This window comes from Paenibacillus ottowii (assembly GCF_050516475.1).
Taxonomy (GTDB): domain Bacteria; phylum Bacillota; class Bacilli; order Paenibacillales; family Paenibacillaceae; genus Paenibacillus; species Paenibacillus ottowii.
Genome location: NZ_CP191577.1, coordinates 3,144,044 through 3,167,206, shown reverse-complemented (window position 1 = coordinate 3,167,206; position 23,163 = coordinate 3,144,044). Strand labels below are relative to the sequence as shown.

Here is a 23,163-nt window from a genome sequence, read left to right as displayed (position 1 = left end):
ATAATACAATCTTTTTTTATTATTTTTAGTGCCTTTTTGGTGTTTTTTATCATATATTAACTTCATTTAAAGATGTAAAATACGATTTGTTATTTATAGGGAAAAAGAATTAAAATACAATAAAAACCATTTATAGTTGATTGTATACTCTAATAAATGTATGATATTTGGTGATTATTGTAATTAGGAGGTTGAGAAGAGTGAGCTTTATTATTGAAACCAATAAGCTTCAAAAAAATTTCGGGATGTCGATAGCTGTAGACGATATTTCCTTACATGTAGAACGCGGCAGTATCTACGGTTTTCTAGGTGAAAATGGAGCTGGTAAAACAACTACCATCCGCATGCTGATGAGGCTGATTGAGCCTACAAGTGGGGAGGTTTTTTTATTTGGTGAGCGGCTGGAGAAAAACTATCCGTCTATCTTTTCTAAGATTGGCACGATCATCGAAACGCCTGGTTTATACGAAAACCTGAGTGCTCGCGATAATCTGAGAATCTGCTGTACGTATATGGGGGTGAAGGATGATGGGAGAATTGAACGAACCTTAACTACGGTGGGATTAGAGCACACCGGAAAAAAGAAGTTCAAAGATTTTTCTCTGGGAATGAAGCAACGATTAGGGATTGCAAGAGCGCTTGTTCATGACCCTGAGTTGCTTATATTGGATGAGCCGACAAACGGACTGGACCCATCTGGAATTAAGGAAATTCGTCAGCTATTGAAGCGATTGTGCGAGGAAGAAGGAAAAACCATTCTTATTTCCAGTCACATTTTGAGCGAGATTCAGCAGTTAGCTACACACATCGGGATTATACATAATGGAAAACTGTTAGCGGAAGATCGACTGAGTCAGTTAGAGGAAGGTTTTGAGCAATATACAGATCTAAAGGTAGACGATGCAGATGCAGCACAAACATTTCTACAAAAACATATAGAGCAGCTACAATCTCAGGTGTTATCCTCACAACAACTAAGAATTCATAGTCCGATTGAAAATACATCTGCGTTAAATAAACAGTTAATAGATCATCAGTTTTCAGTTTATGAGATACACACCACAAAGCAGACGCTAGAGGAGTACTTTTTGACTCTCATTTCAGGAGAGGGTGGGCGACGTGATTAGAGCAGAGCTCATTAAGCTTAAAGGCTCTAAAGCCTTCTTGTTGAGTTTTATAATATTGCTGGCTGTTGTGTTGCTGGAATTCGTTTTAAGCGCTATTTTTTATAGATATTCAATTGATAGGCTGGGTTGGGTGTACTATTTTACAAATATTACCTTTTTGGTCAATATTGCAGCCGGATTTATTAGCTACTACATACTAACCGGTCATATTTTTGCAAGAGAGTATCAGGAAAACACACATCTATTTATGTTTACTACGCCTGTTATTAGAGTTAAATTTTATTTTAGTAAATTGGCCGTTATTTATGGATTTATTATCATCTCCTTATTTATCGTTCTGTTTATATCTGCATTACTAGGCCTGTCCATTACAGATCGACCTTTAACGATGACTATCTTGGTATACCAAATCCAAGTGTTTGCCAAAATGTGTGTGATGCATGCATTGTTGATCCCGATTGCCTCTTTTTTTGCAATACGTTGGAAAAGCATTATGGTGGTTGTACTCGTAGTTTGTACTGTTATATTTTTGAGTTTTTTGTGCAAAAGTGAATGGTATCCATGGATTGTGCCCTATCTCTTATCACCCAATGAAGGAAGCGCAATCATATACGTCAATACTCCTGTAGCGTGGTTGAGTTTATCCATAACTTTCCTTCTTGGATTGTTTTTATCTATATGGACATATCGGAGAAGAACCTAAATGAAGATTTTTTGAAAGGAGGGCTACTATGTTTGACCTGTTTAAAGCAGAGTGCTTGAAGCTGAATGGAACTAAAATTCTTTTTCTAAGTGTGTTTATTTTAATAGCAACCGTATTATTGGCTTTTAGTACTTACGCCATAAATCCTAAACTTTCCTTAGATCGTGATGGTTGGAATGACTATTTTATGAGTATTGCTACTCTTATTAATTTTCTGACTGGGTATATGAGCTATTATATTTTGACCTGCTATATCTATGCGAGAGAATATCAAGAGAGGACCCATATGGCCCTGTTTACAAGCCCGGTTCGCCGGAGTCGTCTTTACTTCAGCAAGCTGCTTGTTATTTATATGTACATCGCTGTTAGCCTTTTGTTGGCATTTGGGCTATCTGCGCTATTGGGTATGTTAATTACGGACAGACCGCTAACCTTTGAAATCGTTATATATCAGCTTGGAATCTTCACTAAAATGATTATTATGCACGCTATGCTCGTCCCGATCATCACGTTCTTCGCCATTCGCTGGAGAAAATTTGTGCCCGCCATTATGGGGATGTGTACGGTTATGTGTTTAAATTTTGTTTTGGTTAATACACCTGGAAATACCTTTTATCCCTGGACCGTGCCGTTATTGTTTTCTCCGCACGGAACACTGGGTAGAACATTTACGAATGTTCCTGGAGGAATCATCAGTATTTGCTTCATTTTTGTGCTGGGGCTTTTATTGGCGTTAAGAAGCTATACCAATATAGAGACACAGTAGAATGTGTAAGCAGCAAAGGACGATGAGTGTCCATATAAGATTGGCTGGATGAAGCTGTAAAATGTTGTCGCTTAAGGACGGAATTACGTGCTATAATTCTAGTAACAACAGAATGGCTTAGGTGGGCGGTCGGCTAAGTCTCCCGGAAGGGAGGTGATGCCTGTGGAGGTTAAGGATGCTCTGACATTAATGATGATGTTCGGCACGCTACTAGTAGCGTTGATCGGATTAATCGTTACCATTGTTATTGCGCTGAACCAAAACAAAAAGAAATAGACCGCCCTGCTCAAGGGGAAAACGGTCTATTTCTGTAGGTCGCCTTTGAACAGCCGACCGCTCTTCAAAGCGGCTGTTGCCAAGAGTAGGGATGTTACCAGCATCCTTGCTCTTTTTTTAGTATATCCTTCTATCATTTATTTTAGCACATCTGAATAACCAATGTAACTGAATAACGCTGTTTACTTGGTGAAAATTTTAACTTCCTTTGGAGCAAGAGTTACAGTGATCGAACCGTTGTTAATCTGAACGGAGTCGTTGCTTAGCTGGTTGGTCAGGCGAGTTCCGTTGGACAGATTATCGAAGTTGCCAATCGTGCGGGTTTGACTATTCCAGGAGTTGTTGATAAATACGATGGCCTCGTCACCGTTTTTAGAGCGCTGAAAACTGTAAAAGGAGTCGTCCACCCATTTTTCCTTTTGGTTGCCGTTTTGCAGAGCAGGGTGGTTATTGCGCACATTGTTCAGCTTAGCGATGTACTGATACAGGTCATGGTTGGAGTTGAAAACCATATTCTCCCGATTGCCGGGATCATCTCCGCCATTAAAGCCTTGCTCCGTGCCTTGATAGATGATTGGAATTCCGCGTGATGTCAGAGTAAAGCCCAAAGCGGCTTTGAGCTGTGGCCATTTGTCATAGTTAGCACCCGGCTTACCGGAGGCGTCATTCAGGAAACGTTTTACATCATGATTGTCGATAAATACACCGTTGGTCTGGGCATCGCGATAGTAACGATCATCAGAGTAGCGGTCCTTGATTTTTCTCATGGATTGATCGTGTCCGAACACGTCCTTGATTGTATAATACATTGGAAAATCCAGCGCGGCATCGAGATACCGGGTGTAATCCCCTACATAAGCAGGGTCGCCATGGAAAACTTCACCCATGGTAAAGGTATTGGCAGCTTGGTCAAAATCCTTTAGAAAACCCTTCGGTACATGCTTGGCGGTATCCAACCGCAGTCCGTCGATGCCTGTCTCATTAAGCAGCCATTTGATCCAGTTTTTAAGCTCGTTGGCGGTAGCGGGGTTTTCATGATTTAGGTCATCCAGTCCAGCCACATCACCGTTTTCGATTTTCCATTGGTTGTTGGAATCGTAGTCCCCCCCTGTAATGTCACCATTGTGATGATACCAGTCGGCTTTGTCAAAAGGAGCTTTGGCAAAGCCGTTCCCCGGCTGGAAATCACCTGTGTGATTCACGACTACGTCCAGCATCACGGCGATATTTTTGTCATGCGCCTTGCGAACCAGCTCTTGGAGCTTGTCCATGGTTCCAAGATGCCCGTCAACCGCATAAAAATCATACGTATGATAACCATGGTAAGCGTATTCACTCTTTTGCATTGTTACTGGGGTAATCCAGATCGCGGTAAATCCCATATTTTTAATGTAGTCGAGTTTGTTAATAATACCTTGAAAATCGCCACCATGCCACTTGCGTTGATCGTTGTTGTTGGAATTGAAGCCATCATAGTTATCGTTGGATGTATCTCCGTTGCTGAAACGGTCTGTCATGATAAAATAAATGCTTTGTTTGCTCCAGTCTGTGCCAAGGGGAGTGGGCTTGGAGAGGGTACCCGGATCTATAGAGGTGAAGGCGCTCGAAAGCGCCTCTGTTTTAGTAGTTACTTCAACTCCGTTAACGTTGGGTGTGTAGGTAGAAGTGCTTACGTTTAAGGATACACCCGAAAGTTTTTCGGTTTGGATAGATCCTGCCACTTCGTTGAGGTCGGTTGCATAGGTGGAAGTCACTACGCTGATGGTACTTCCTGAAGGTGCCCCCGTTCGGATAGCTCCTGCAGCTCCGTTCAAGCCGGGTGTGTAGGTAGAAGTTCCAGTGCTGAAAAAGTAGTTTTTAGTGTTATTGCTGTCCCAGTTGTTATTGCCGTCATTAAAAGCAGCTTCCAATTGGGAGGCAGTGCCGATATCGATGGTAATTTTAGCGTAACCGCTAATCTCGGCGTCTTGCATCTTCACGCCAGGCACAGCAGTCCAGTTACCTCCAGTCGGACGGTAGTGAATGTAAGGCGAGTTGAAGCCTTTTTTGTAGTATACTGTTACTTTGTTAGTCGTACCGCCGCCATCCCCGGGATTCGCGCCCGATGGGGCGCCTGAAGTGATCGTTCCTGCATTGCCGCTATTACCGGGCGTGTAGGTAGAAGTGCCTGTGCTGAAAAAGTAGTTTTTGGTGTTGTTGCTGTCCCAGTTGTTATTGCCGTCATTAAAGGCGGCTTCCAATTGGGAAGCAGAACCGATGTCGACGGTAATTTTAGCATAGCCGCTAATTTCGGCATCCTGCATTTTCACACCAGGTGCAGCAGTCCAGTTACCGCCAGCCGGACGATAGTGAATGTAGGGCGAGTTGAAGCCTTTTTTATAGTATATCGTTACTTTGTTGCCTGTACCGCCATTGTTGTCAGGCTTGGCTTTGCTGACGATATATTGTTTGAATCCACTCAACTCACCGGTTGGTGAGCCATCATTGTTGACGAGATTGTTGATGCGTAATAACGTAAACCCGTGATAACCGAACTTCGTGATTTTCTCCTCGATTTTTTGGAAGCCGCTTCCACCTGTCGGGAGTGCATTTTCACCATTCAGGCGAACACCCTTGGCATTCGCGATGGAGGAGACGGTATCCACCAGGGTGGACGGCAACGAATAATTCGGTGCTGTGCCACTGTCACTCATCTCCAGGCAAGTAAATGTCAAGTCTAGGTCGGCATCCTTGAATTTCTGAATGAGACGGTTGTAATCATAATATCCACCCGCTTGTTCTGTGCTGTGCGGCATGGCAGGATTGTTCATTTGCCAGTGCAGACCGGAAATTTTGGCCCCGATCCGGACACCGAACACAGAATCGAAGTTTTTGTGGGCAGCTGCCCCGATGACACCTAGATGCTTCTCAAGTACGCTTTGGTACCACGACAGAAAATCTTTTCCATACGCGGAATTATACCCGCCATTCGTGTAAAATCCATCCCCGTCTGTCGGTGGATTGATTTGGCTAAGGCTGGTAAGTTTGGTGCCCCAAGCAGCATTAATCTTGTCTAATGATCCGTACTTGTCATTCATAGCTGTGCGGAATGCATTTTTGGCTGTTTCAGTATAAGCTTGGAACTTGCCTCGTCCCGGGTAGCTCCATCCTGCTGCTGGATAATAGGACGGATAGCGCAATTCCCCGGAAGGACCACCGCTCAAATAAATTTTGGGAATGATACTTTTATACCCGGCAAAGTTTTCAGCGAATGAAGCATACAGCTCGTCATATTGTTTACCGGTTCCGCTCCACAATGGGGAAAGGGCTTCGCTATTGGAATAGCCGCTTTCGTCCTTGAACTGCATTTCATCTGCACTGCCCTTGCTCGACAGCCAGCTTGGCAGTGGGATGTTGCAGTCATCTCCCACATTTCCTCCACACTTATGCGTTGAGATGATAGGAACCCACTTCAGTCCCGCTTCTTTCACGGCATTTGCATAGGTCTTGTAGTAGCTCCAATCGAACTGGTTATCTCCTGCGCTTTCTACATAGCCCCACCAGACGTCGGTAGTGATGGCATACACGCCATTGTTTTTCAACGTTTGTAGCTGCTTTTTAAAGGAACCCCAGTCATTGATTTTCGCCAGCGGTCCCATGACGGAAGCTTGAAAATCATCTGCAACCGCAGCGCTCGCCGTATTAGAGGGTGAGCCAATGAAGGCGGTCAGAGACAGCACAAGGCTTAGTAGAAGCATACACCCTTTTTTCCATAGACTTCGATACAAGGTCAAACCGATCATCCTCCCCAAAAGCATAGTCTAATTCGACAACATTTTGTAAACGTCTACAAAAATAGTATAAAGCAATCGGTTGCATAAAAGAGAAGAATTTATTGCACACTAAAGGTGGACAAATATGACATTTCTCGTTAGCAACCGTGTGCATAAATTAGGCCATGCAAAAAAAGACACAGGTCTGAGTAGGACGTGTGTCTTTTATGGATATTCCCGTATTAAGGAAGGCAAATCCCAGTGTGTATACAAGCAAACATGAACTACCTGCTTAATAGATAGGGCGATTTTTTTCGTCAGGAATACCACTTTTGCGATAAAAATACGTATTGATTCGATCCCGCCATTCCTTGGCGTGCTCAGCCTGATGTTCTAGCCGCGTCAGCACCTGTTCGTAAATTGTCTCATGTAGTAGCTCTCGCAGACCAATCCATGTTGCTTGAAGATGTGCCGCTCGTTCGGCACCTTCAAAGTGGGTATCATAGATGTGCTGTATGACCGTTTGGCCGGAGTGGAGTACGTGTGTATAAGGGACATGGTGAAAAAATAAGAGCAGCTCGTCTGGGCAGGTGTCTATAGATTCGTAGATCTCGGCAACGGGAGGAAAATATTGTCCTGCATAGCCTGTTCCCGTCGCAGTCGTGCGATCTACCCCGATCCCCCAGCAATCGGCAAAATGGTAGGTGCCCCACATTGAATATTCATATCCATCTACATCTGGCCCATAGTGGTGATTGGGACTAACCATCCAGCCGACCCCGAGAGGAGCAGTGTAGGACTCGTAGATATTCCATGAATCGAGCAGCATTTGCTTAATGGTAGGAATCAACTCGGTATCATCGGCATCCTTACCTTGGCCGCTGAATGTCAGCCGAACCCATTCATCCGCGATTTCATCTGCGGATAGATCCGGGTCCCAAGCCAATCGGCCGTAGCCATAAAGGTTGGATTGGGCGAGCAAATGTCCGGTCCAATTGGTGTCTGCACCAATATTAGAAACAGCGGCTAATCCAAAGTTCGTGGGTTTAGGAATATGATTGGTTGACTCTTCCTGGAGGCTACCGCTGTTTGCATGGACAATAGCCTTCCCACGATGGGAGTTGGAATTGCTGCTGTTATGCAAAGCGCCACTTACGATGCGTTTAATGGTAGAGCCTTTTCCCTGTGCATAGGTGTCAAAATCGAGCACTTCTTTCCATTGCGGAACCAGGTAGCATAGATGCTTTTGTTGTCCGGTATACTCCTGCGCAATTTGAAATTCCAGCAGTACCTGAGTGGCTCCCAGCGCGCCGAACAGGGGGGAGACAGGCTCGCGAACTTGAAAATCCATAGGGCCATTTTTAATCTGTAAAATGACATTATCCCGGAACAATCCATCCAGCGGTTTGAAATGGTCGAAGGCTGCGCGAGCCCGATCCGTCTTGCGGTCACGCCAGTCCTGTTTGCAGTCGTAGACAAAGCAACGCCAAATCACACGTCCGCCATAGGGCCGTAGTGCATCCGCCAGCATATTGGCTCCATCGGCGTGATGGCGTCCATAGCTGAAGGGCCCGGGCCGATTTTCAGAGTCGGCCTTGACCACAAAACCACCCAGATCGGGAACGGCTGCGTAAATCTCCCGGGCCTTGGCCTGCCACCATTCAGCGACATCGGGGTCTAGAGGATCGGCTGTGGTTAACCCGCCAAGCTGAATGGGGCTAGCATAGTTAATGCTCAAGTAGATTTGGATACCATAGGCGCGCAAGACGGCAGCTACCTTGGCCACATCGGGTAAAAACCGATCCGTAATCAGCTCGGTTTCCACCTGATGGACATTCACATTATTAATGGATAGCGCCTGAATGCCTACAGAAGCGAGTAGACGGGCATAGTCTCGGAGGCGCTCCATATTTGTAGTAAAGGCATTGTTGTTGTAGAAAATAGATGCCCCGGCATATCCACGTTCAACACTCCCATCCATGTTATCCCAGTGATTGATCATACGAATGGGATTAGCTGGATTGGATAGCAGGTCTAAAATGGGAGCATGCAATGATTGTCTGGCAGTGGACTTCAGCTTGCCGTCTAGTCCTCCTTGCAGGTAGCGCAGCAAATGAAAGACTCCATACAATACCCCTTTGGAGGTTTGAGCCGCGACTGTAACGCACGGTCCTTTGATAGCATCGTGATCGTGTTTAGTTGAGTCTCCCGGTTCCGGCACCTCTCCCCCGCGGATTCGGTAGCCTTCTGCGCCCACTTCTGCCTGTTCCTCTACACTAAAACGTTCTGCTACGCATGGGTGATCCTGGAACGTACCTAGCGCAACAAAGGGTTCATGGACAGGAACGGTACTCATCTTCGGTTGCTGTCCGAACATGGAGGCCAATCCTTGCTGAAGCTCACTCGCAGCCGTCTGAAGCACTTCATCATCTGTTTCATGAACCACGATGATTCTGCACCAAGCCGGGATCTGTTCTACATGACGATCGCGGCGGTAGTGCAGCCAAGCGCCATAGCCGCTCTCTTTTGGCCTATCCATCCGCTTGCTCATATTTGACTTGGACCTCCTTTACACAAGTGAGGGTTCGTTCGTTTCAGGCATGCTGCTTCTCATCTTGACTCATATGCTGGGGGAGAGCCAGTCGATTCCCTTTGCCTTCATACAGCCACAAAATAGCAGTGACTCCGCGTGGGTAATATTTGCTGCCGTGGGCAATACCGGAGAGCATTTGGTCGCTCCAGCACCAATAGGATTCTTCAGGATGCAGGAGCCATGAGACATGGGCTGCGTCAGCTGCTTGCCCCGTTTCCTCCCAAGGCAGCTCCAGCAGCTCACGAGCAATAAACTGTGACAGATAAATTTTGCTTAACCAGGAGTTGTTACTGGTCGAGGATAGTTTCCAGCCTCCGTCTTCAAATAGACAAACTCCTGGTACGAGTACGGTTTGCAAATGACGCCGAAGTGCCTGGATATATCCACTGAACCGCCCATCAGGTTTAAGCGCATCTTCACATCCTGTAAAATAAGGGAAGATCAATCCCTCAATGGCAGGAATAATCTGTGAGTCGTTGCCTTCCTTAATGACTGCAGGAATATAGCCTTTGTCTGTCATGTGAGCGGTGATCGACGCTGCGCATTTGTCTGCCTGTGAGCCAGCTTCCTGTGAAAGGGAGTTAAGCCCCTTTGAGGCAAATATCTTTTCCAGCGCAACATATACCGCCCAGCATTTGCTGCCTAAATAAATGTTATTGCGAGACTGACCCAAGGATACATCTAGACTATCGTAAGTCGTAATTTCTGCACCTCCCTGGGTTCTTGAGCTGTCCAGGCCCATTAAGCCGTTTCGTTGGGCCGGATCTGGATGATCCCGCCGCAGCATGCTTTCGAAGCAGTCGCACAAGACAGGCAGCATACGTGCCGTAAATGACTGATCCTGTGTCTGCTCGATATATACCGTGGCGCAGCAAAGCCAGTTAACCAATTCCTCGTGGCTCATGTAAGAGAAACAGTCGTCAATCCCTGCCAGCTCATAGCAGGAGTACCCCTGCCGGGAGAATACATTAGCCACGCCCATATCATGGGTAAACGTGATCCCCCCCGGATAGGTCTGTCCCTCTCCCGGGAAGCGTACCTCATCCCGATAGCTGTACCGTCGAACAAACCATTCCAGTTCGTTGCGTACCGTCCATGGGTTCAAAATCAATTCATAATAAAGCTGATCTGCCGTCAGATCGAGTGTATTCATCATCCGGTACTCACCTTCATTCACGATCCAGATCGGTTCGCCATCCTCTTGCTGACTAAGCAATTGGGTGCTGCCGTAATAGCTGTGGATCGCCTGAGCGAGCATAAACTCCTGGTCTGGACTCAGGCTGGCTGATTCGATCCAGTCATTCCCCTGAACACAGGCTGCGGTCAGGTCGTTAAAATGCTTTAACGCATAGCTTCCCACGTCTTCAATATCCTTGAACAGCCGGGTATAGTAATACGATGCTTCGATGCCTGTTGTCACAATGCCGCCGCGATAAAAGCATATGGCGAAGGTATACGTGCGTTTCTCTCCTGCGGGAACGTCCATCAGGAGCGCACCTGTTGTGCCCAGGCCAAAGGATAAGTTATCGGCCATGGTCTCCCCAAGCAGCTTCTCCATTGCAAATCCGCTGGCAGGTACCGCCTCGCTGCTGTTGGTCACAATAGCGGTGCTTCGTCCTTGACCGATGCCTGTGAGTCTTTCCTCCAATGGAGGAGAATCCATAGAGTCTCTGCGTGGGTCTTCCCCTATAATACGTATGCCACTATACGGATCACTGCCCTGATAGCCGAAAAAGGCTCTCCGTGCAGCAGCACCCTGTGTGTTATCGATCGTTAGCTCGGCAAATACAGCCGGAACCAATGCTGCCCGCAGTTCATCTATGCCCGCAATACCCGGTTCGGGCACCGGGCGAACGGGAGAGTACAGCCGGAACGTCAAATCACCTGCCTGCCATGTATCTGTTCCTGCTTTTAGCTCACGGGTGATGTCCTGATCGGCAAAGGCAACGAGCAGAGGCTCTGTTTTTTTATCCTTTTTCTCCACATCGTAACGGGTACTTTCGTCCTGTATGGATGCGAAAAAAGGAAGCGCCTCATACGATCCGCCATCCCTGGATTGCAGTCCGATGTATACATTTTCATCGGCAGGCTTGCCCAGCTCCAGGCCAAGTCCGCCGCGATTCCCCTTAAACCCCAGTGTAAAGCTGGAAAATGAACCGATAGGTGCATGCTGCGTGTTATAAAATATGTTTTTCGACATATTTTGAAACCCCTTTCATGATAAAATATAACGTTGACTAGCTTCAATTAGAGCCTAGCATGACATGTGCCGAGGAACCATTGTCAAATCGCTCAACTATTTATCCAAATCGCGCTGAAAGCGATATACTGGAGATATCGATGTAAATAAGCCAGGAGGGAAAACATGTCGTCACCACGTTTACCGAAGCGTCCCCATGATCCAGATCTTACGGTCGCCAGAGAGGAATTCTTTTTTCCCGATGTGCGGACTACGGTCAATCTATTTGCCATCCATACACGAAGTGTCGGAAGAGACTGGAGTTATCCGCCACATGAACATCCGCAATATGAAATTAATATCGTGCTTGCGGGAGAACAGATCATGGTTGTGGATGGTCACAGCTTTATTCAGCGACAGGGTGATCTGATGCTTTTGCGCCCGGGAATGGTCCACTCCAGCCGCAGTAGCGGGGAGGGGTTTACGTATTTTTGCATGCATTTCGACATTGATGATAAATTGTTTCTTTCACTCCTGAGTCGTTTGGAGCAAGTGCTTTTTCCGGCCGATGGCGCGGTGGCGAAACAGATGGGTCCGGCGCTGAGTAAGCTGCTTGACCTTTCCGCGCTTGAAGACATGGGGATAAATAGTGATTCGGTGGCAAAGCGTATGCGGATTCAATCTGCTGTATTTGAACTGTTCGCAACGCTGTGGGAGGCGGTATCCAGTGAAGCTGCTCATCTACCAGGGCGTGGATATGTGCAGGCAGAGCTTGCCCATCAGATTGCCAGTCGACTTCAGGGCAGGGTCAATCAGCCTTATAGGCAGGCAGGCTCGGCGGAAAAACAGGATGGGATTGAAGGAATATCATCCGAACTTGGTATTAGCGTGTCCCATTGCAATCGTGTATTCCGTAGTGTTTTTGGCGTATCTCCGCGAGTGTATCTCTCCGAGCTTGTCTTACATGAGGCCAAGCTGCTGCTGGCTGATCCGCAATGGTCCGTGCAGCAAATTGCTGAACTGCTCGGCTATGGAGATATTGCACATTTTAGCAGGCAATTCAAACGCTGGTCCGGTCAGTCGCCGACATCCTACCGTAAGAGCGTAGCTCCTGAAAGCTCATCCGAATAAAAATATATATGATTATAAAATAGTTATGATACGGCGAGTGGGGTATAATGAGGAAATCGCACATACTGTGTTGTACCTGAGGACTAACAAGTTCACCACCGGAAGCGAGATGGCTCAGGTGGGCTATAACATTCTACAGATACTGCAAAATCGGTGTAGTACCAGCGTCGCTGGTACTACACGCAAAGCAAATGGTTATATATGTTGAGAATTTAAAAAGGTAACCGTCCCAAGGTTAGGAGGTTTACCCTTTTTGGTGTCTTCTATTTCAAGAGCTGGCGTATCGTATGCCGGTTCTTTTTTTATGGTGCTGCCTTTATGCATAGCTGCTTGATGGGAGTGCAACAACGCAGAGCGGACATGATGCCTCCATGCCTTCCCTGATCTACCTAGATACGACTTTGACCTTGCCCTATTAATGATAAAACACAGGAACACTTGTTCTTAATTATGGGAATTGGTTGTAAAAACACGATTTCATTTCTCTTTATTAAGTAGGAGCAATCTCTTCATAAAGAAGGAGGGTGGCTTATATTGAATAAGGATGATGAGGTAAATCGTCGTTTTATCAAGTATATGGCCAATCTTATTCACTATAACTCTATCAATTATGACAAAAAGAGACGAATGAAGGACAGCCGATTCCCGCTGGCTTTAGACAACGATGAAAACCTAGAATCTGTCTTACTTACTGTTCATGATTCAGAATCTGTGCCACCAAATTTAAAAGATCACATTACGGATCACTCACTTTATCAAGCTTATGAATCCCTCTCAGCACAACAACAACAGATTTTATCTTTTGCTTACGTACAAGCACTAAATGACAAGGAAATAGCCAGAATATTGGGAGTATCCCAACAAAATGTCTCGAAACACCGCTTAAAAGCTCTAACTAAATTGCGCAGCTTAATAACGGAAGGGGGATGAATTATGGCGGAGGGTGACATTGCTGCTTATATTGCTAATTTAGGCTTCCCGATTGCAATTACTTTGTATCTACTTATTCGTTTTGAAAAAAAAATATCTGATCTAAGCGATGCCATTAATGGCTTGAAGAATGAAATACAAAAAAACGTAAAGCGGTGATTTTATGTTGGCCGAACTTTTAGTACAAGCACAGCAACACCACGATCAGGAGGCAACATTACATATCCTAGAATCTTTCACACCAAAGATCAAAGCCTCCTTGCGACAAGTACCTGCCGATCATCGAGATGATTTAAAGCAGGAACTCTATATCAAAATGATTGAGGTTATACAAACTTTTGATATTAGTGAATTGAAATAAAATTTGGAGAGTGGTTGTAAAAAAAGAGACTCATTTCTCTTTATATATATGTGAAGGCAATACGGCATTGCAGAAAACTTGGGAATGGTGCTCTGTCTATGATTCCTCCCTATTGTTCTTCTACTAATATTAATTTCAGGAGTGATTATTATGGCGAATTTTTCCTTGGGCACAGATGGCGCAAATCTTATCAAAAAACATGAGGGATTTTCCTTGAAATTTTATGGAGATCCTTATGGGTATCCAACAGTTGGATGGGGACATTTGATAACAAAGTCTAAAGTATATACTAAGAATACAACAGGTAATCCAAATGATTCTCTTCTCTCTCAAGCACAAGCTGATGCTCTATCAAAATCTTTGAATCTAGGTTATACTTCACCAATTTCTCAGTCTAAAGCAAATACCTTTTTTGCTGATGATACTGCAAGTGCTGTAGCGGCAGTAAATAACTTGGTACTTCCTAGTGGTCATAAATTTTCACAATCTCAGTTTGATGCACTTGTTTCGCTCACTTTTAATGCAGGTCCTGGGGTGCTAAAAACCAATGATGTAAAGGCTATGCTTGCCAATGCGCATATATATCCAACTTTTGTTGATCCACTTTCACAAAGTCAAATTGACACTTGTTCAAAATTAGTCAGTAAAGCATTTTCATATGATAGAAATTTACAAAAAAGAAGAAATGAAGAAGCAACTTTATTTTGTAAAGGCATGAAGTATACTCACAAGTATCCAGTATATACACCATTTTCAGAATTGCTTATAGGATATACTTACCTTCCTGGATATTTTCAGTTCTATTATCACAGAACTTATTACATAACCTAAATTCATTTAATCAGTCATTTTTTTAAGCTCAAAAATAGTTGCCTCTGATAACAAGATAAGCCTATCGTTATTAACAACAAAAAAACTTACACTTACAGGTATGCTAAGTTTTGTAGAAGGGTCACTTATATCTATTGCTTTTACTACATCATTTATATTTAAGTCTGGGATATCTATTTTATATAATCTATAAAAAGAGTCAGAGTTATGGCATGTCGCTGTAATCTGATATAATGGATTTTTTAGTTCATATTGATATTTCTTATAGTTTTTTAGTCCTTTTGATGAAAAAAAGTCTCTTTTGATTATAATTTCGTCTCCAATAAATTTTTGCCCTGTTGGATATTCAGAAGCATCATTATATGAATTTGCAAATCCTAAAAGCTTCTCAACTTTCCAAGTTCCATAGAAATATTTTTCAGTTTCACTATCCAAACTTATACGTTCTACATCACAATATTCGGATGTGTTTTTTGGAATAATAGACTCTTCCGTTCCAGGTTTAGGCTTACTAGAAGTATTTGGATTTGATGTCGTTTCAACATTACCACAAGCCGATGCTAGCATCAACATTATCAAAATACATGCCAATAATGTTTTTTTCATGTCTCACACTCCTACTATAAAGTTATGTTTTCACATGTTTACTCGCTTGCTAACTGAATTAATCCCTGTATGGATTAAAAATCCTGTTCCATCGTTCTTTTTATCTAAAAGCTACTTCCATTACAGAGAGTAATCTTCACTGCTGTATAACAAAGGGGGCGGTACTTTTTCTTTATTTTCCGATGCCTTTATCAGTTTTGCCTCAGTATTTTGTTCCGGTTAAGTTGTTACTTGTTTACTGGGAGGCTCGCTCGCACCTCGCGTAACCGTTGCAGGCTTATCTGATCCACATCCTGAAAGCAAAACTCATGTACCTAGCAGAAATTATATCAGAGCAATTGAAGCGATGAATGACATAAAATTAACATTATTTATGAATAAGGTTAACTTTATGTTATCTAAATCACAAACAACAATACGCCCAAATTGAACCTGCATAAGTCATAAATACGGCATTTTATTCAACATGGCTCAGAAAGGTGTATTCAAAGCTCGCCATTACCGAAGCACAAAACGAGTACAACGAGGGTTGTTGATTAATTTCCAGTCTAACCCATACGCTTGCACTTGGTGACAATGACGCTGGTATTACCCCAAATCAGACTGCATGTCCATGACTAGACTTGGCAGGACCTGGGGGGGGGTAGCATTTTAGTGAGGTATACATTCTTTTGATACGCAAGAATTTCAAGTTTCAATGAGTTTTATAAATTTGTTTTTACTTAAAAAGGAGATATCATACGTTGAAGAAAGCAGTTCATACCATATGCTTTGCTGTGATTTTCTTTGTAATCATAGATCGAGCAAATGCTGCACTTCCTAAATATTTGTACAATCTTGTCCTCACAGTAAACAATGTTGAAGTCACATCTGATGCAAACCCTTATATCGAACGAGCAACCAATACAACATATGTTCCTATTCGATTTGTATCCGAGAGTTTGGGCGAAAGTGTAAGCTGGAATAGAGAAAAGCAGGAGGTTACAATCCTTTCAGATCATGGTGAAATCGTACGTCTAACTATCGGAAGTAAAGTAGCTTATGTAAATGATATAGAAAAAATATTGCCTAATGCGCCTGTTATGCCAGTCTCACCTAATCGTGTGATGGTGCCTCTCAGATGGGTTTCAGAGGCTATGGGTGCGACCGTAGATAGTACTTTAAGAAACGAGACTATACATATAAACATTACCAACACACATCTAAGCAATTTAGAAGCCCAAGGTACACCGATTGATTATCGTATCCTGTCTGTGGATGATTCTGATTCTTCCAAGATTGTTGTTTCTTCGATAACGAAGTATGAGGATATGGAGTTACCTCCTTTAAGCATATTCTTGCTTTTGAAGAAGGAAAGTACAAGCAACAAATGAGGAATGTTGTGGTCAATATGATTCCTTCTTCACCTGACTATAAAACAGTCGAGTATGAGCCTGAGAAGGTAGATGATGATTTAGAAGATCATTTCAAGTAATTATTTTTTCAATTTTCTAATCAAACGATCGATAATATATCCTATGAGATACCAGAAACTTATTGTAGTGAAGTAAACCAGGACTATGGGGATATGTGTTTTGCGCACAAATTGAAAAGATTCATGCATCCAAACCAATGGGCTAATCATAGCCAAAAGTATATTATAGTCGTCATATCCCGCAATATTTACAGCAATAACTATACATGAGACTAGGAACAACCAAAAGCGAAAGGACTTCATGGTCTACACCTCCATTCCTTTTAAAAAGAAGCCGCGAGACGATTACCAGCATCCTGAGATCGTGGCGGCTTCTAGGGATTTTTTTATTACACTTTTTTCACAGGACGTAACACAGCGTAGCCGTATCCCTCAGGGAAATGCCGTTGATAATCCTGCTTCTTTTCCTCATCCCATTCATACCCCATACTGCGTGGGTCAAAGTTCCAGGCTTTTTCCTCCACCACTCTCATAACATCTCCATTGTTTTTTATATAGTTAAAGGGTGGGTGGAAAAACACCAGATAATCTGATTCGGGGATGTTTCGGCACTCCATACCTGCTGGAATCTCTCCAGTGTAGTCAGCAGCAACCGGTATTCCATACAGATAGCCCCTCTGACCATTCTGATAGAACCAGCCTGCGGTTTGACCCAATTGCCGGGAAGCTTAAGGTGAGACATGCTTTCCAGAGTTCCGCAAATTTCATCACAATTATGACCGTTTCTCCAGAAATCACCGTAGCTTCGAGAAGAGATATCCCAGATCCCAATAAATTTGTGTGCTGGTATATGCTCGATTTTGACTTCAGCTTCTTGTAAATGCTCCTTAACCATCTTATCCGGCTCCTTCAAATGGTAATGGTAAGGAGAGAACACCTCAGCGCGAATGGCTAATGGAATAGGCCGAGGGTTCTTCCGGTATACAGCCGGGGATACCTCGAACGCTTTTACAAATGCTCGTGTAAAAGCTTCATGTGAAGAAAACCCATACTTTACGGCAATATCGAGGATGCGGACATTGCTGTCCTGGAGTTCAAGGGCTGCCCGGCTAATCCTGCGCATCCATACATAATCCCTTAACGTCATTCCCGTCAGAGAATGAAATTGCTTTGTACAGTAGTAAGGGGAGTAGCCTAGCTGGTCGGACATTCTCAACAACGATGGTGCTGAGGTAAGATTATTATCAATCCAATCAATCATAAGCTGGACCATTTCGTTCCATTTCGTACACGGGCGGTTCCCTCTTTTCGACTCCATCTTAACAGCCGGAGTGCAGGAAACATTTGACTTGAGTTGCATACACACTTTTGTTTTTTGTCTGTTTACTCTTCTACATAACGGATATATGGGTGTTGAAAGAACCGTTGATCAGACACGAAATCATTAAAATAGATGCAGCTATTTTATTCTTTGTAATCAACATTCGAGCACCTCCATAATTCATGTATAAGTCAGGAGACATAAGAAAAAGAATCTATTCCATTCTTTCATCCGCAATAAAATATGTATGATTGGTTATTTATCCTGTATATGTATATTGTAAGATGTATGGTCGGATGATGAAAGTAATTTTCACACAAAAAGCCTACCTGCCGGAACACCGGCAGATAGGCTTTTATAACATAAACATTCACTATACTTCATAACCGTATGCAGTCTGTACCTTATATTGCAATCGCACCGACACATATCTTTGGTCTATCGTTAGTTATTTTTACGCTGACGGGCGCGAGCTTCGCCGCCTTTACGGCCTGCTTCTTCCCTGCTCATTTTCCCGTCGCTATCACTTTGGTCTGAATTGCCACGGGCTTCACCGCCCTTGCGACCGATTTCCTGATAGAACTCCTTGCCATGGTTTTTGGAAGTGGCTTCGCCGCCTTTTTCACCAATCTCCTGATAGAAGTCTTTGCCATGACTTTTAGCAGTGGCCTCGCCACCTTTTTCGCCGATCTCTTGGTAAAATTCTTTGTCGTGATTTTTAGCAGTAGCTTCTCCACCTAAACGTCCTGCCTCTTCGCGACTCATTTTGCCATTTTGGTTGTTGTTAGCCATGTTCAATCACTCCTCATCGAATTTTAGTAAAGCGTCTACGTGTATCTATTAACCCTCGTGTCAGGAATTAAACATGTCTATTTTATTTTGATAAATGGAAAATGGTTGGTAAATAACTGGGTATACCCGTCTCTATCAGACTTCCCATGACTCTGTGCGCAGTTGTTGCTGACGGGTAAATAATGTCGGGTAAATGAACAGGCTGAGCAGCACGCTGGTCAAAATGGCAGAGGTCATGGTCGTGAATACGATGAGCAGTTGCAAACGCACGGCGACAATCGGATTGGCACCTGCGATGATTTGTCCGGTCATCATGCCGGGAAGCTGAACAAGCCCGAGTGTTTTCTGACCCTCAATGGTGGGAATCATACTGGAACGTATGCAATTCTTCAGTATAGGGAAGATGGCTTGTCGCGGTGTTCCCCCCAGAGCGAGAATGAGCATGATTTCAGGCTTGCGCAGCAGGACTTCCGACTTGAGCCGTGATACCAGCAGGCTGGACAAAATCATGGAGCTGCCGATGATCATGCCGCTAATCGTAATCATATATCGGGCTGTCGCCGGAATGATGTGCAGGCCAATCAGGAATGCCTGTGTTACGATTTCCACACATAGCAACGTCAGAAATGACTTCCACATGAGACGGGGGATAAAACGTCCTTTGCGTGCAACATTTTGAGAAGCTACAGTGATCATCAGCAGAATGAATAATACGATAAATCCGTAGCTTTGCATCCCAAAAATCAAATGCAACACATATCCAATCGCCAGTAGCTGAACGGATGCTCTGATCGTAGCAATAATAATGTCTCGGTCCAGACCGAGTTTGAAGGACTTGGACATGACGATGGCGATAAATACAAAACCCAGAGAAAGAATCAAAGCAACAATCGTCATAGCCATTCTCCTGCTACAAACTTGCGGGTTTCACTATGCTGTGGAGCGTTAAAAAACGCCTCTGTATCCGTTTGTTCAACCAGTCTTCCGTCGATCATCAGCCATGTCTCGTGACCTACCCTGCGGGCTTGCTCCATATGGTGCGTAATCCAGATCATCGTTGTTCCCTCTTCTTTGTTCATTTGAAGCAGCAGTTCCTCAACCTCTTTGACTGAGGCGGGGTCCAGTGCGGAAGTAATCTCATCCAGTAGTAAAATATCCGGGCGATTCGCGAGTGTCCGCGCCAGGGCTAGGCGCTGTCTTTGTCCGCCGGACAGCTCTTGCGCCTTCTGCTCCAGCAGGTCACGGGTAAGTCCTACACGCTCTAGCAGGCCAACTGGATCTTTCAGTACTGTACCATGTAGCCGCTCTACGGTCTGGAGATTGTAGAGGACCGTGCCCTGAAGCATGGGGGCATCTTGAAAAACCAATGCTACCTTTCGTCTCAGTTCAGGGATCTCCCACTCGGTTATAGGCTTGCCAAGGACACTGATTTCTCCTTCATCCGATGTTAGCAAAAGATTGCACAGTGAAAGCAGTGTGCTTTTGCCAGACCCTGACGGACCGACCAGGGTCGTGATTTTTCCGCGAGAGACTTTTGCCGTAATTCCGTTCAGGACAGCACGTTGTTGTCCCGACCCGGTGAAATATTTGGTGACATGATTAAACTCAATAGCTGGAAATGGCTTGGACTCCATAGTATAGCTAGCTCCTTTGCAGGGAATCGGAAAAGATATCAGATCCGCTTTATAATCTCTTTGTATTATACCAGTAATATCCTACGGGCTCTCCTTCTAAAAAAGGGCTGGGATATGAAGCTGTTTGCAAACGGTACTTTCTTTGTATAAACTAACATGATTAGTTAAGATGAAATAAGAATTTAGTTTGTATATGATACAAAAATGACCTTACATAGGAATTCAACGAAAGGGGACAGGATGATGTCACCTAGAAACGGACTAAAGCTACAAGATATCCTGAAGGCAGCTGAGGACATTGCCAATGAACGGGGGATGGGAGATGTCACGCTCACTACGTTGGCGCAAAAGCTGCATATTCGCCCTCCATCCTTGTACAATCACGTAGATGGGTTGAACGGATTACGTCAAGTGCTGGCATTACATAGCCTCGAAAAATTAGAGGAAGCATTGATGAGCGCAGCCATAGGCCGAGCAGGCGAAGATGCGCTGACTGCTATGGGGAGAGCGTATATGCAGTATGCACGCGAGCGGCCTGGTTTGTATGAAGCGATGCTGTATGCAACCGACCGAAATGATACTGAGCTGAGACAAGCTGCAGATCGCGTAGCGGAGCTCGTCATTACCGTGCTATCCAGTGGCTACGGCTTCAACGAAGCGGATTGCATTCATGCTGCTAGGGGATTCCGCAGTCTTCTTCATGGTTTTGCCTCGCTTGAACAAAAGGGCGGTTTTGGTTTACCTGTAGATGTGGATCAGAGTATTGAAGCGATGATGGACACCTTTTGCGCAGGTCTTCGCGTTTTGCAGCAAAAGTGAGAGGGAGAGCCTTCAGTTAAAAACTGAGTTCCTGATTTGGCCATATGATTGTGCCCTAGACTCAAAGGGTAAAATATATCAGTATACTGTAGACGAAAGACCGTAAATACAGGAGGGATTTGAGTGAACGTACTGGTGATTGGTGCCAATGGAAAAGTAGGCAAACATCTTATTCGCCTACTGGGGCAACATGGAGCACATCGTGTAAAGGCGTTGATCCGCAAACCGGATCAGGCGGAACCGCTTGAACGTTTGGGAGCAGAAACGGTAGTAGCTGACCTTGAAGGGACGGTAGGTGAAATTGCCGCAGCTATACAAGGCAGCGATGCTGTCGTGTTCACGGCAGGCTCCGGCGGCAACACAGGAGCGGATAAAACGCTGCTCATCGATCTTGACGGAGCAGTCAAGGCGATGGAAGCCGCTGAGCAAGCGGGTATCCGGCGCTTCATTATGGTCAGCGCTCTACATGCAGAGAACAGGGAGCAATGGCCTGAGTCGATTAAGCCATATTACGTGGCAAAGCATTATGCAGACCGCTTGCTGGAAGCGAGCAATCTGGATTACACGATTCTTCGTCCAGGCGGGCTGACAGATGATGCTGGTACTGGCAAGGTTGCTACCGGTGAGGATCTCACTAGCCGTACCATCTCACGTGAAGATGTGGCGGAAACGGTGGTAGCGACGCTGGAGGAAAAGCAAACGTATCGTCGTGCGATTGATTTGGTGTCCGGCAGTACGCCTATCGCTGAGGCCATTCGGTAAAGCTGATGACTGAACGGCATATGCATAATATGAATAAAGGCAGACCCAGAGGTAGGATTCCGGGTCTGCCTTTTGCTTTTTGTATAACGTTTCCATGGGTATATACGAAAAAAGTTTGATTTAAACTAACTATATTATTTATAATACTAATATAATTAGTTTAAATGAAAACAAGGAGATGAGACAAAATGCGTATCGTTCAGGTGCAGCACCTGTATCAATTGACGTTTATGCCTCGGCTATTCCCGGTGAACTGTTATTTGGTGGAGGAAAAGGAGGGGCTTACTCTGATTGATGCCGGATTGCCATACAGTGCTAAGGGTATTGAACAGGCTGCGGAGCGGATTGGGCAGCCGATTATACGAATTGTACTTACCCATGCGCATGGAGATCATGTAGGTGCTTTGGATAAATTGAAGGCAAGATATCCTGAGGCGAAAGTATTCATCTCAAGGCGGGATGCTCGGCTACTGAAGGGGGATGTATCGTTGGAGGCAGGCGAACCGGATAGTCCTATTCGGGGCAGCGTGCCGAAAAATATCCTTACCCAGCTTGACGTTTTACTGGAGGTTGGGGATAACGTGGGTTCGCTGCTGGCGATCAGCGCACCGGGACATACGCCGGGCTCGATGGCATTTTTGGATACCCGCACCCGTGCGTTAATTGCAGGCGATGCCTTCCAGATTCGGGGTGGTGTCGCGGTGGCGGGGAAGCTCAAGCCACTGTTTCCTTTTCCGGCACTGGCTACCTGGGACAAGGATGTTTCGCTGAAAAGCGCTAAAAAGCTGGCGTCTTTCAACCCTTCTTTATTAGCAGTCGGCCATGGCAACATGCTGAAGCATCCACAATCTCAGCTAGAAAGAGCGATTATGGAGATGGAGCAGCAGTGTTCAGTGTAATAATTCTGTATTCAGCCAACATTCAGCCAGAACTCACAAAGTCCTAAGCTAAGGCAGATACAATATGAGGAAAATAGAAACAAAGAGAGGTGCATCGGATTTGAACGTTTGGAAAGTGAACGGTCTGAAATACATACTTCTATTTAGTCTCATATTGTGTGTTGTCGTTAGTATCGTATCGTTATGGAGTTATTCAGGTAGTTCCGCATCTCAGTCTGCGGTAGTTAGGCAAGGTCCATCCGGCGGGTTCGGTGGAGGACTAGGCGG

20 protein-coding genes and 1 pseudogene are annotated in these 23,163 nt (G+C 44.7%); 13 read left to right on the top strand and 8 right to left on the bottom strand.

All coding sequences use genetic code 11. The annotated features are described in order from the left end of the window. Positions 1-200 precede the first annotated feature (200 nt). The 4 genes from ACQQ6X_RS14720 to ACQQ6X_RS14705 all read left to right on the top strand — a co-directional run bounded on the left by ACQQ6X_RS14720 (position 201) and on the right by ACQQ6X_RS14705 (position 2,872). Entirely contained in the window at positions 201-1,127 is a 927-nt protein-coding gene (locus ACQQ6X_RS14720) for an ABC transporter ATP-binding protein (RefSeq protein WP_305165938.1), read from the top strand. Then, a complete protein-coding gene (locus tag ACQQ6X_RS14715; RefSeq protein ID WP_305165937.1) occupies positions 1,120-1,830 on the top strand; it encodes an ABC transporter permease in 711 nt (236 codons plus the stop codon). Before ACQQ6X_RS14720 ends, ACQQ6X_RS14715 begins: the two co-directional genes overlap by 8 nt. A 28-nt stretch (positions 1,831-1,858) precedes the next feature. Continuing rightward, positions 1,859-2,596 carry an ABC transporter permease gene (locus ACQQ6X_RS14710; RefSeq protein WP_305165936.1) on the top strand — a complete coding sequence of 246 codons (738 nt, stop codon included), beginning with the start codon at positions 1,859-1,861 and terminating at the stop codon, positions 2,594-2,596. Between the two features lie 162 nt (positions 2,597-2,758). Continuing rightward, positions 2,759-2,872, top strand: a complete 114-nt coding sequence (locus tag ACQQ6X_RS14705; protein WP_010347020.1) for a putative holin-like toxin — start codon at positions 2,759-2,761, stop codon at positions 2,870-2,872. Between the two features lie 182 nt (positions 2,873-3,054). Here the strand turns inward: ACQQ6X_RS14705 and ACQQ6X_RS14700 are convergent, their stop codons facing one another. The 3 genes from ACQQ6X_RS14700 to ACQQ6X_RS14690 form a co-directional block, all read right to left on the bottom strand. Further along, entirely contained in the window at positions 3,055-6,645 is a 3,591-nt protein-coding gene (locus ACQQ6X_RS14700; protein WP_305165935.1) for a family 14 glycosylhydrolase, read from the bottom strand. 271 nt (positions 6,646-6,916) lie between these two features. Continuing rightward, positions 6,917-9,175 carry an alpha-glucuronidase family glycosyl hydrolase gene (locus ACQQ6X_RS14695; protein ID WP_305165934.1) on the bottom strand — a complete coding sequence of 753 codons (2,259 nt, stop codon included), beginning with the start codon at positions 9,173-9,175 and terminating at the stop codon, positions 6,917-6,919. A 43-nt stretch (positions 9,176-9,218) separates the two neighbouring features. Continuing rightward, positions 9,219-11,417: a glycoside hydrolase family 52 protein gene (locus tag ACQQ6X_RS14690; RefSeq protein WP_305165933.1), complete on the bottom strand. Its 2,199-nt coding sequence runs from the start codon at positions 11,415-11,417 to the stop codon at positions 9,219-9,221. A 165-nt stretch (positions 11,418-11,582) separates the two neighbouring features. Here ACQQ6X_RS14690 and ACQQ6X_RS14685 point away from each other — a divergent pair, with 165 nt between their 5' ends. The 5 genes from ACQQ6X_RS14685 to ACQQ6X_RS14665 all read left to right on the top strand — a co-directional run bounded on the left by ACQQ6X_RS14685 (position 11,583) and on the right by ACQQ6X_RS14665 (position 14,649). Continuing rightward, positions 11,583-12,527, top strand: a complete 945-nt coding sequence (locus ACQQ6X_RS14685; RefSeq protein ID WP_305165932.1) for an AraC family transcriptional regulator — start codon at positions 11,583-11,585, stop codon at positions 12,525-12,527. 534 nt (positions 12,528-13,061) lie between these two features. After that, the gene (locus ACQQ6X_RS14680; protein WP_149034732.1) at positions 13,062-13,457 is read left to right on the top strand and encodes a sigma-70 family RNA polymerase sigma factor; all 396 of its coding nucleotides are present in this window, start codon (positions 13,062-13,064) and stop codon (positions 13,455-13,457) included. A 3-nt stretch (positions 13,458-13,460) separates the two neighbouring features. Next, entirely contained in the window at positions 13,461-13,616 is a 156-nt protein-coding gene (locus tag ACQQ6X_RS14675) for a YvrJ family protein (protein ID WP_305165931.1), read from the top strand. A 4-nt stretch (positions 13,617-13,620) separates the two neighbouring features. Then, a complete protein-coding gene (locus tag ACQQ6X_RS14670; RefSeq protein WP_149034730.1) occupies positions 13,621-13,818 on the top strand; it encodes a helix-turn-helix domain-containing protein in 198 nt (65 codons plus the stop codon). Between the two features lie 150 nt (positions 13,819-13,968). Further along, complete coding sequence (locus tag ACQQ6X_RS14665) at positions 13,969-14,649, top strand: lysozyme (RefSeq protein WP_430493457.1); 681 nt, start codon at positions 13,969-13,971, stop codon at positions 14,647-14,649. A 6-nt stretch (positions 14,650-14,655) separates the two neighbouring features. Here ACQQ6X_RS14665 and ACQQ6X_RS14660 read toward each other — a convergent pair whose 3' ends face one another. After that, positions 14,656-15,255 (bottom strand): hypothetical protein, encoded by a 600-nt coding sequence (locus ACQQ6X_RS14660; RefSeq protein ID WP_305165929.1) that lies wholly within the window; start codon positions 15,253-15,255, stop codon positions 14,656-14,658. A gap of 743 nt (positions 15,256-15,998) precedes the next feature. On the opposite strand from ACQQ6X_RS14660, the gene ACQQ6X_RS14655 reads away from it, so the two are divergent. Continuing rightward, on the top strand, positions 15,999-16,628 hold the full coding sequence (locus tag ACQQ6X_RS14655) for a copper amine oxidase N-terminal domain-containing protein (protein WP_305165928.1): 630 nt from the start codon (positions 15,999-16,001) through the stop codon (positions 16,626-16,628). A gap of 430 nt (positions 16,629-17,058) precedes the next feature. Here the strand turns inward: ACQQ6X_RS14655 and ACQQ6X_RS14650 are convergent. From ACQQ6X_RS14650 to ACQQ6X_RS14635, 4 genes and pseudogenes are all read right to left on the bottom strand, one after another. Further along, positions 17,059-17,987 (bottom strand): annotated as a pseudogene (locus ACQQ6X_RS14650) (helix-turn-helix domain-containing protein). A 447-nt stretch (positions 17,988-18,434) separates the two neighbouring features. After that, entirely contained in the window at positions 18,435-18,782 is a 348-nt protein-coding gene (locus ACQQ6X_RS14645) for a KGG domain-containing protein (RefSeq protein ID WP_063207308.1), read from the bottom strand. 135 nt (positions 18,783-18,917) lie between these two features. After that, on the bottom strand, positions 18,918-19,679 hold the full coding sequence (locus ACQQ6X_RS14640; protein WP_142612592.1) for an ABC transporter permease: 762 nt from the start codon (positions 19,677-19,679) through the stop codon (positions 18,918-18,920). Beyond that, the gene (locus ACQQ6X_RS14635) at positions 19,676-20,416 is read right to left on the bottom strand and encodes an ABC transporter ATP-binding protein (RefSeq protein WP_305165925.1); all 741 of its coding nucleotides are present in this window, start codon (positions 20,414-20,416) and stop codon (positions 19,676-19,678) included. The genes ACQQ6X_RS14640 and ACQQ6X_RS14635 overlap by 4 nt, the downstream gene beginning before the upstream one ends. Before the next feature lie 243 nt (positions 20,417-20,659). Here ACQQ6X_RS14635 and ACQQ6X_RS14630 point away from each other — a divergent pair, with 243 nt between their 5' ends. The 3 genes from ACQQ6X_RS14630 to ACQQ6X_RS14620 all read left to right on the top strand — a co-directional run bounded on the left by ACQQ6X_RS14630 (position 20,660) and on the right by ACQQ6X_RS14620 (position 22,896). Beyond that, positions 20,660-21,235, top strand: coding sequence for a TetR/AcrR family transcriptional regulator (locus ACQQ6X_RS14630; RefSeq protein ID WP_305166133.1), 576 nt, complete (start codon positions 20,660-20,662; stop codon positions 21,233-21,235). Positions 21,236-21,358: 123 nt separating this feature from the next. After that, positions 21,359-21,997, top strand: coding sequence for an SDR family oxidoreductase (locus ACQQ6X_RS14625; protein WP_305165923.1), 639 nt, complete (start codon positions 21,359-21,361; stop codon positions 21,995-21,997). A 188-nt stretch (positions 21,998-22,185) separates the two neighbouring features. Further along, the gene (locus tag ACQQ6X_RS14620) at positions 22,186-22,896 is read left to right on the top strand and encodes an MBL fold metallo-hydrolase (RefSeq protein WP_305165922.1); all 711 of its coding nucleotides are present in this window, start codon (positions 22,186-22,188) and stop codon (positions 22,894-22,896) included. The last annotated feature ends 267 nt before the right edge of the window (positions 22,897-23,163 follow it).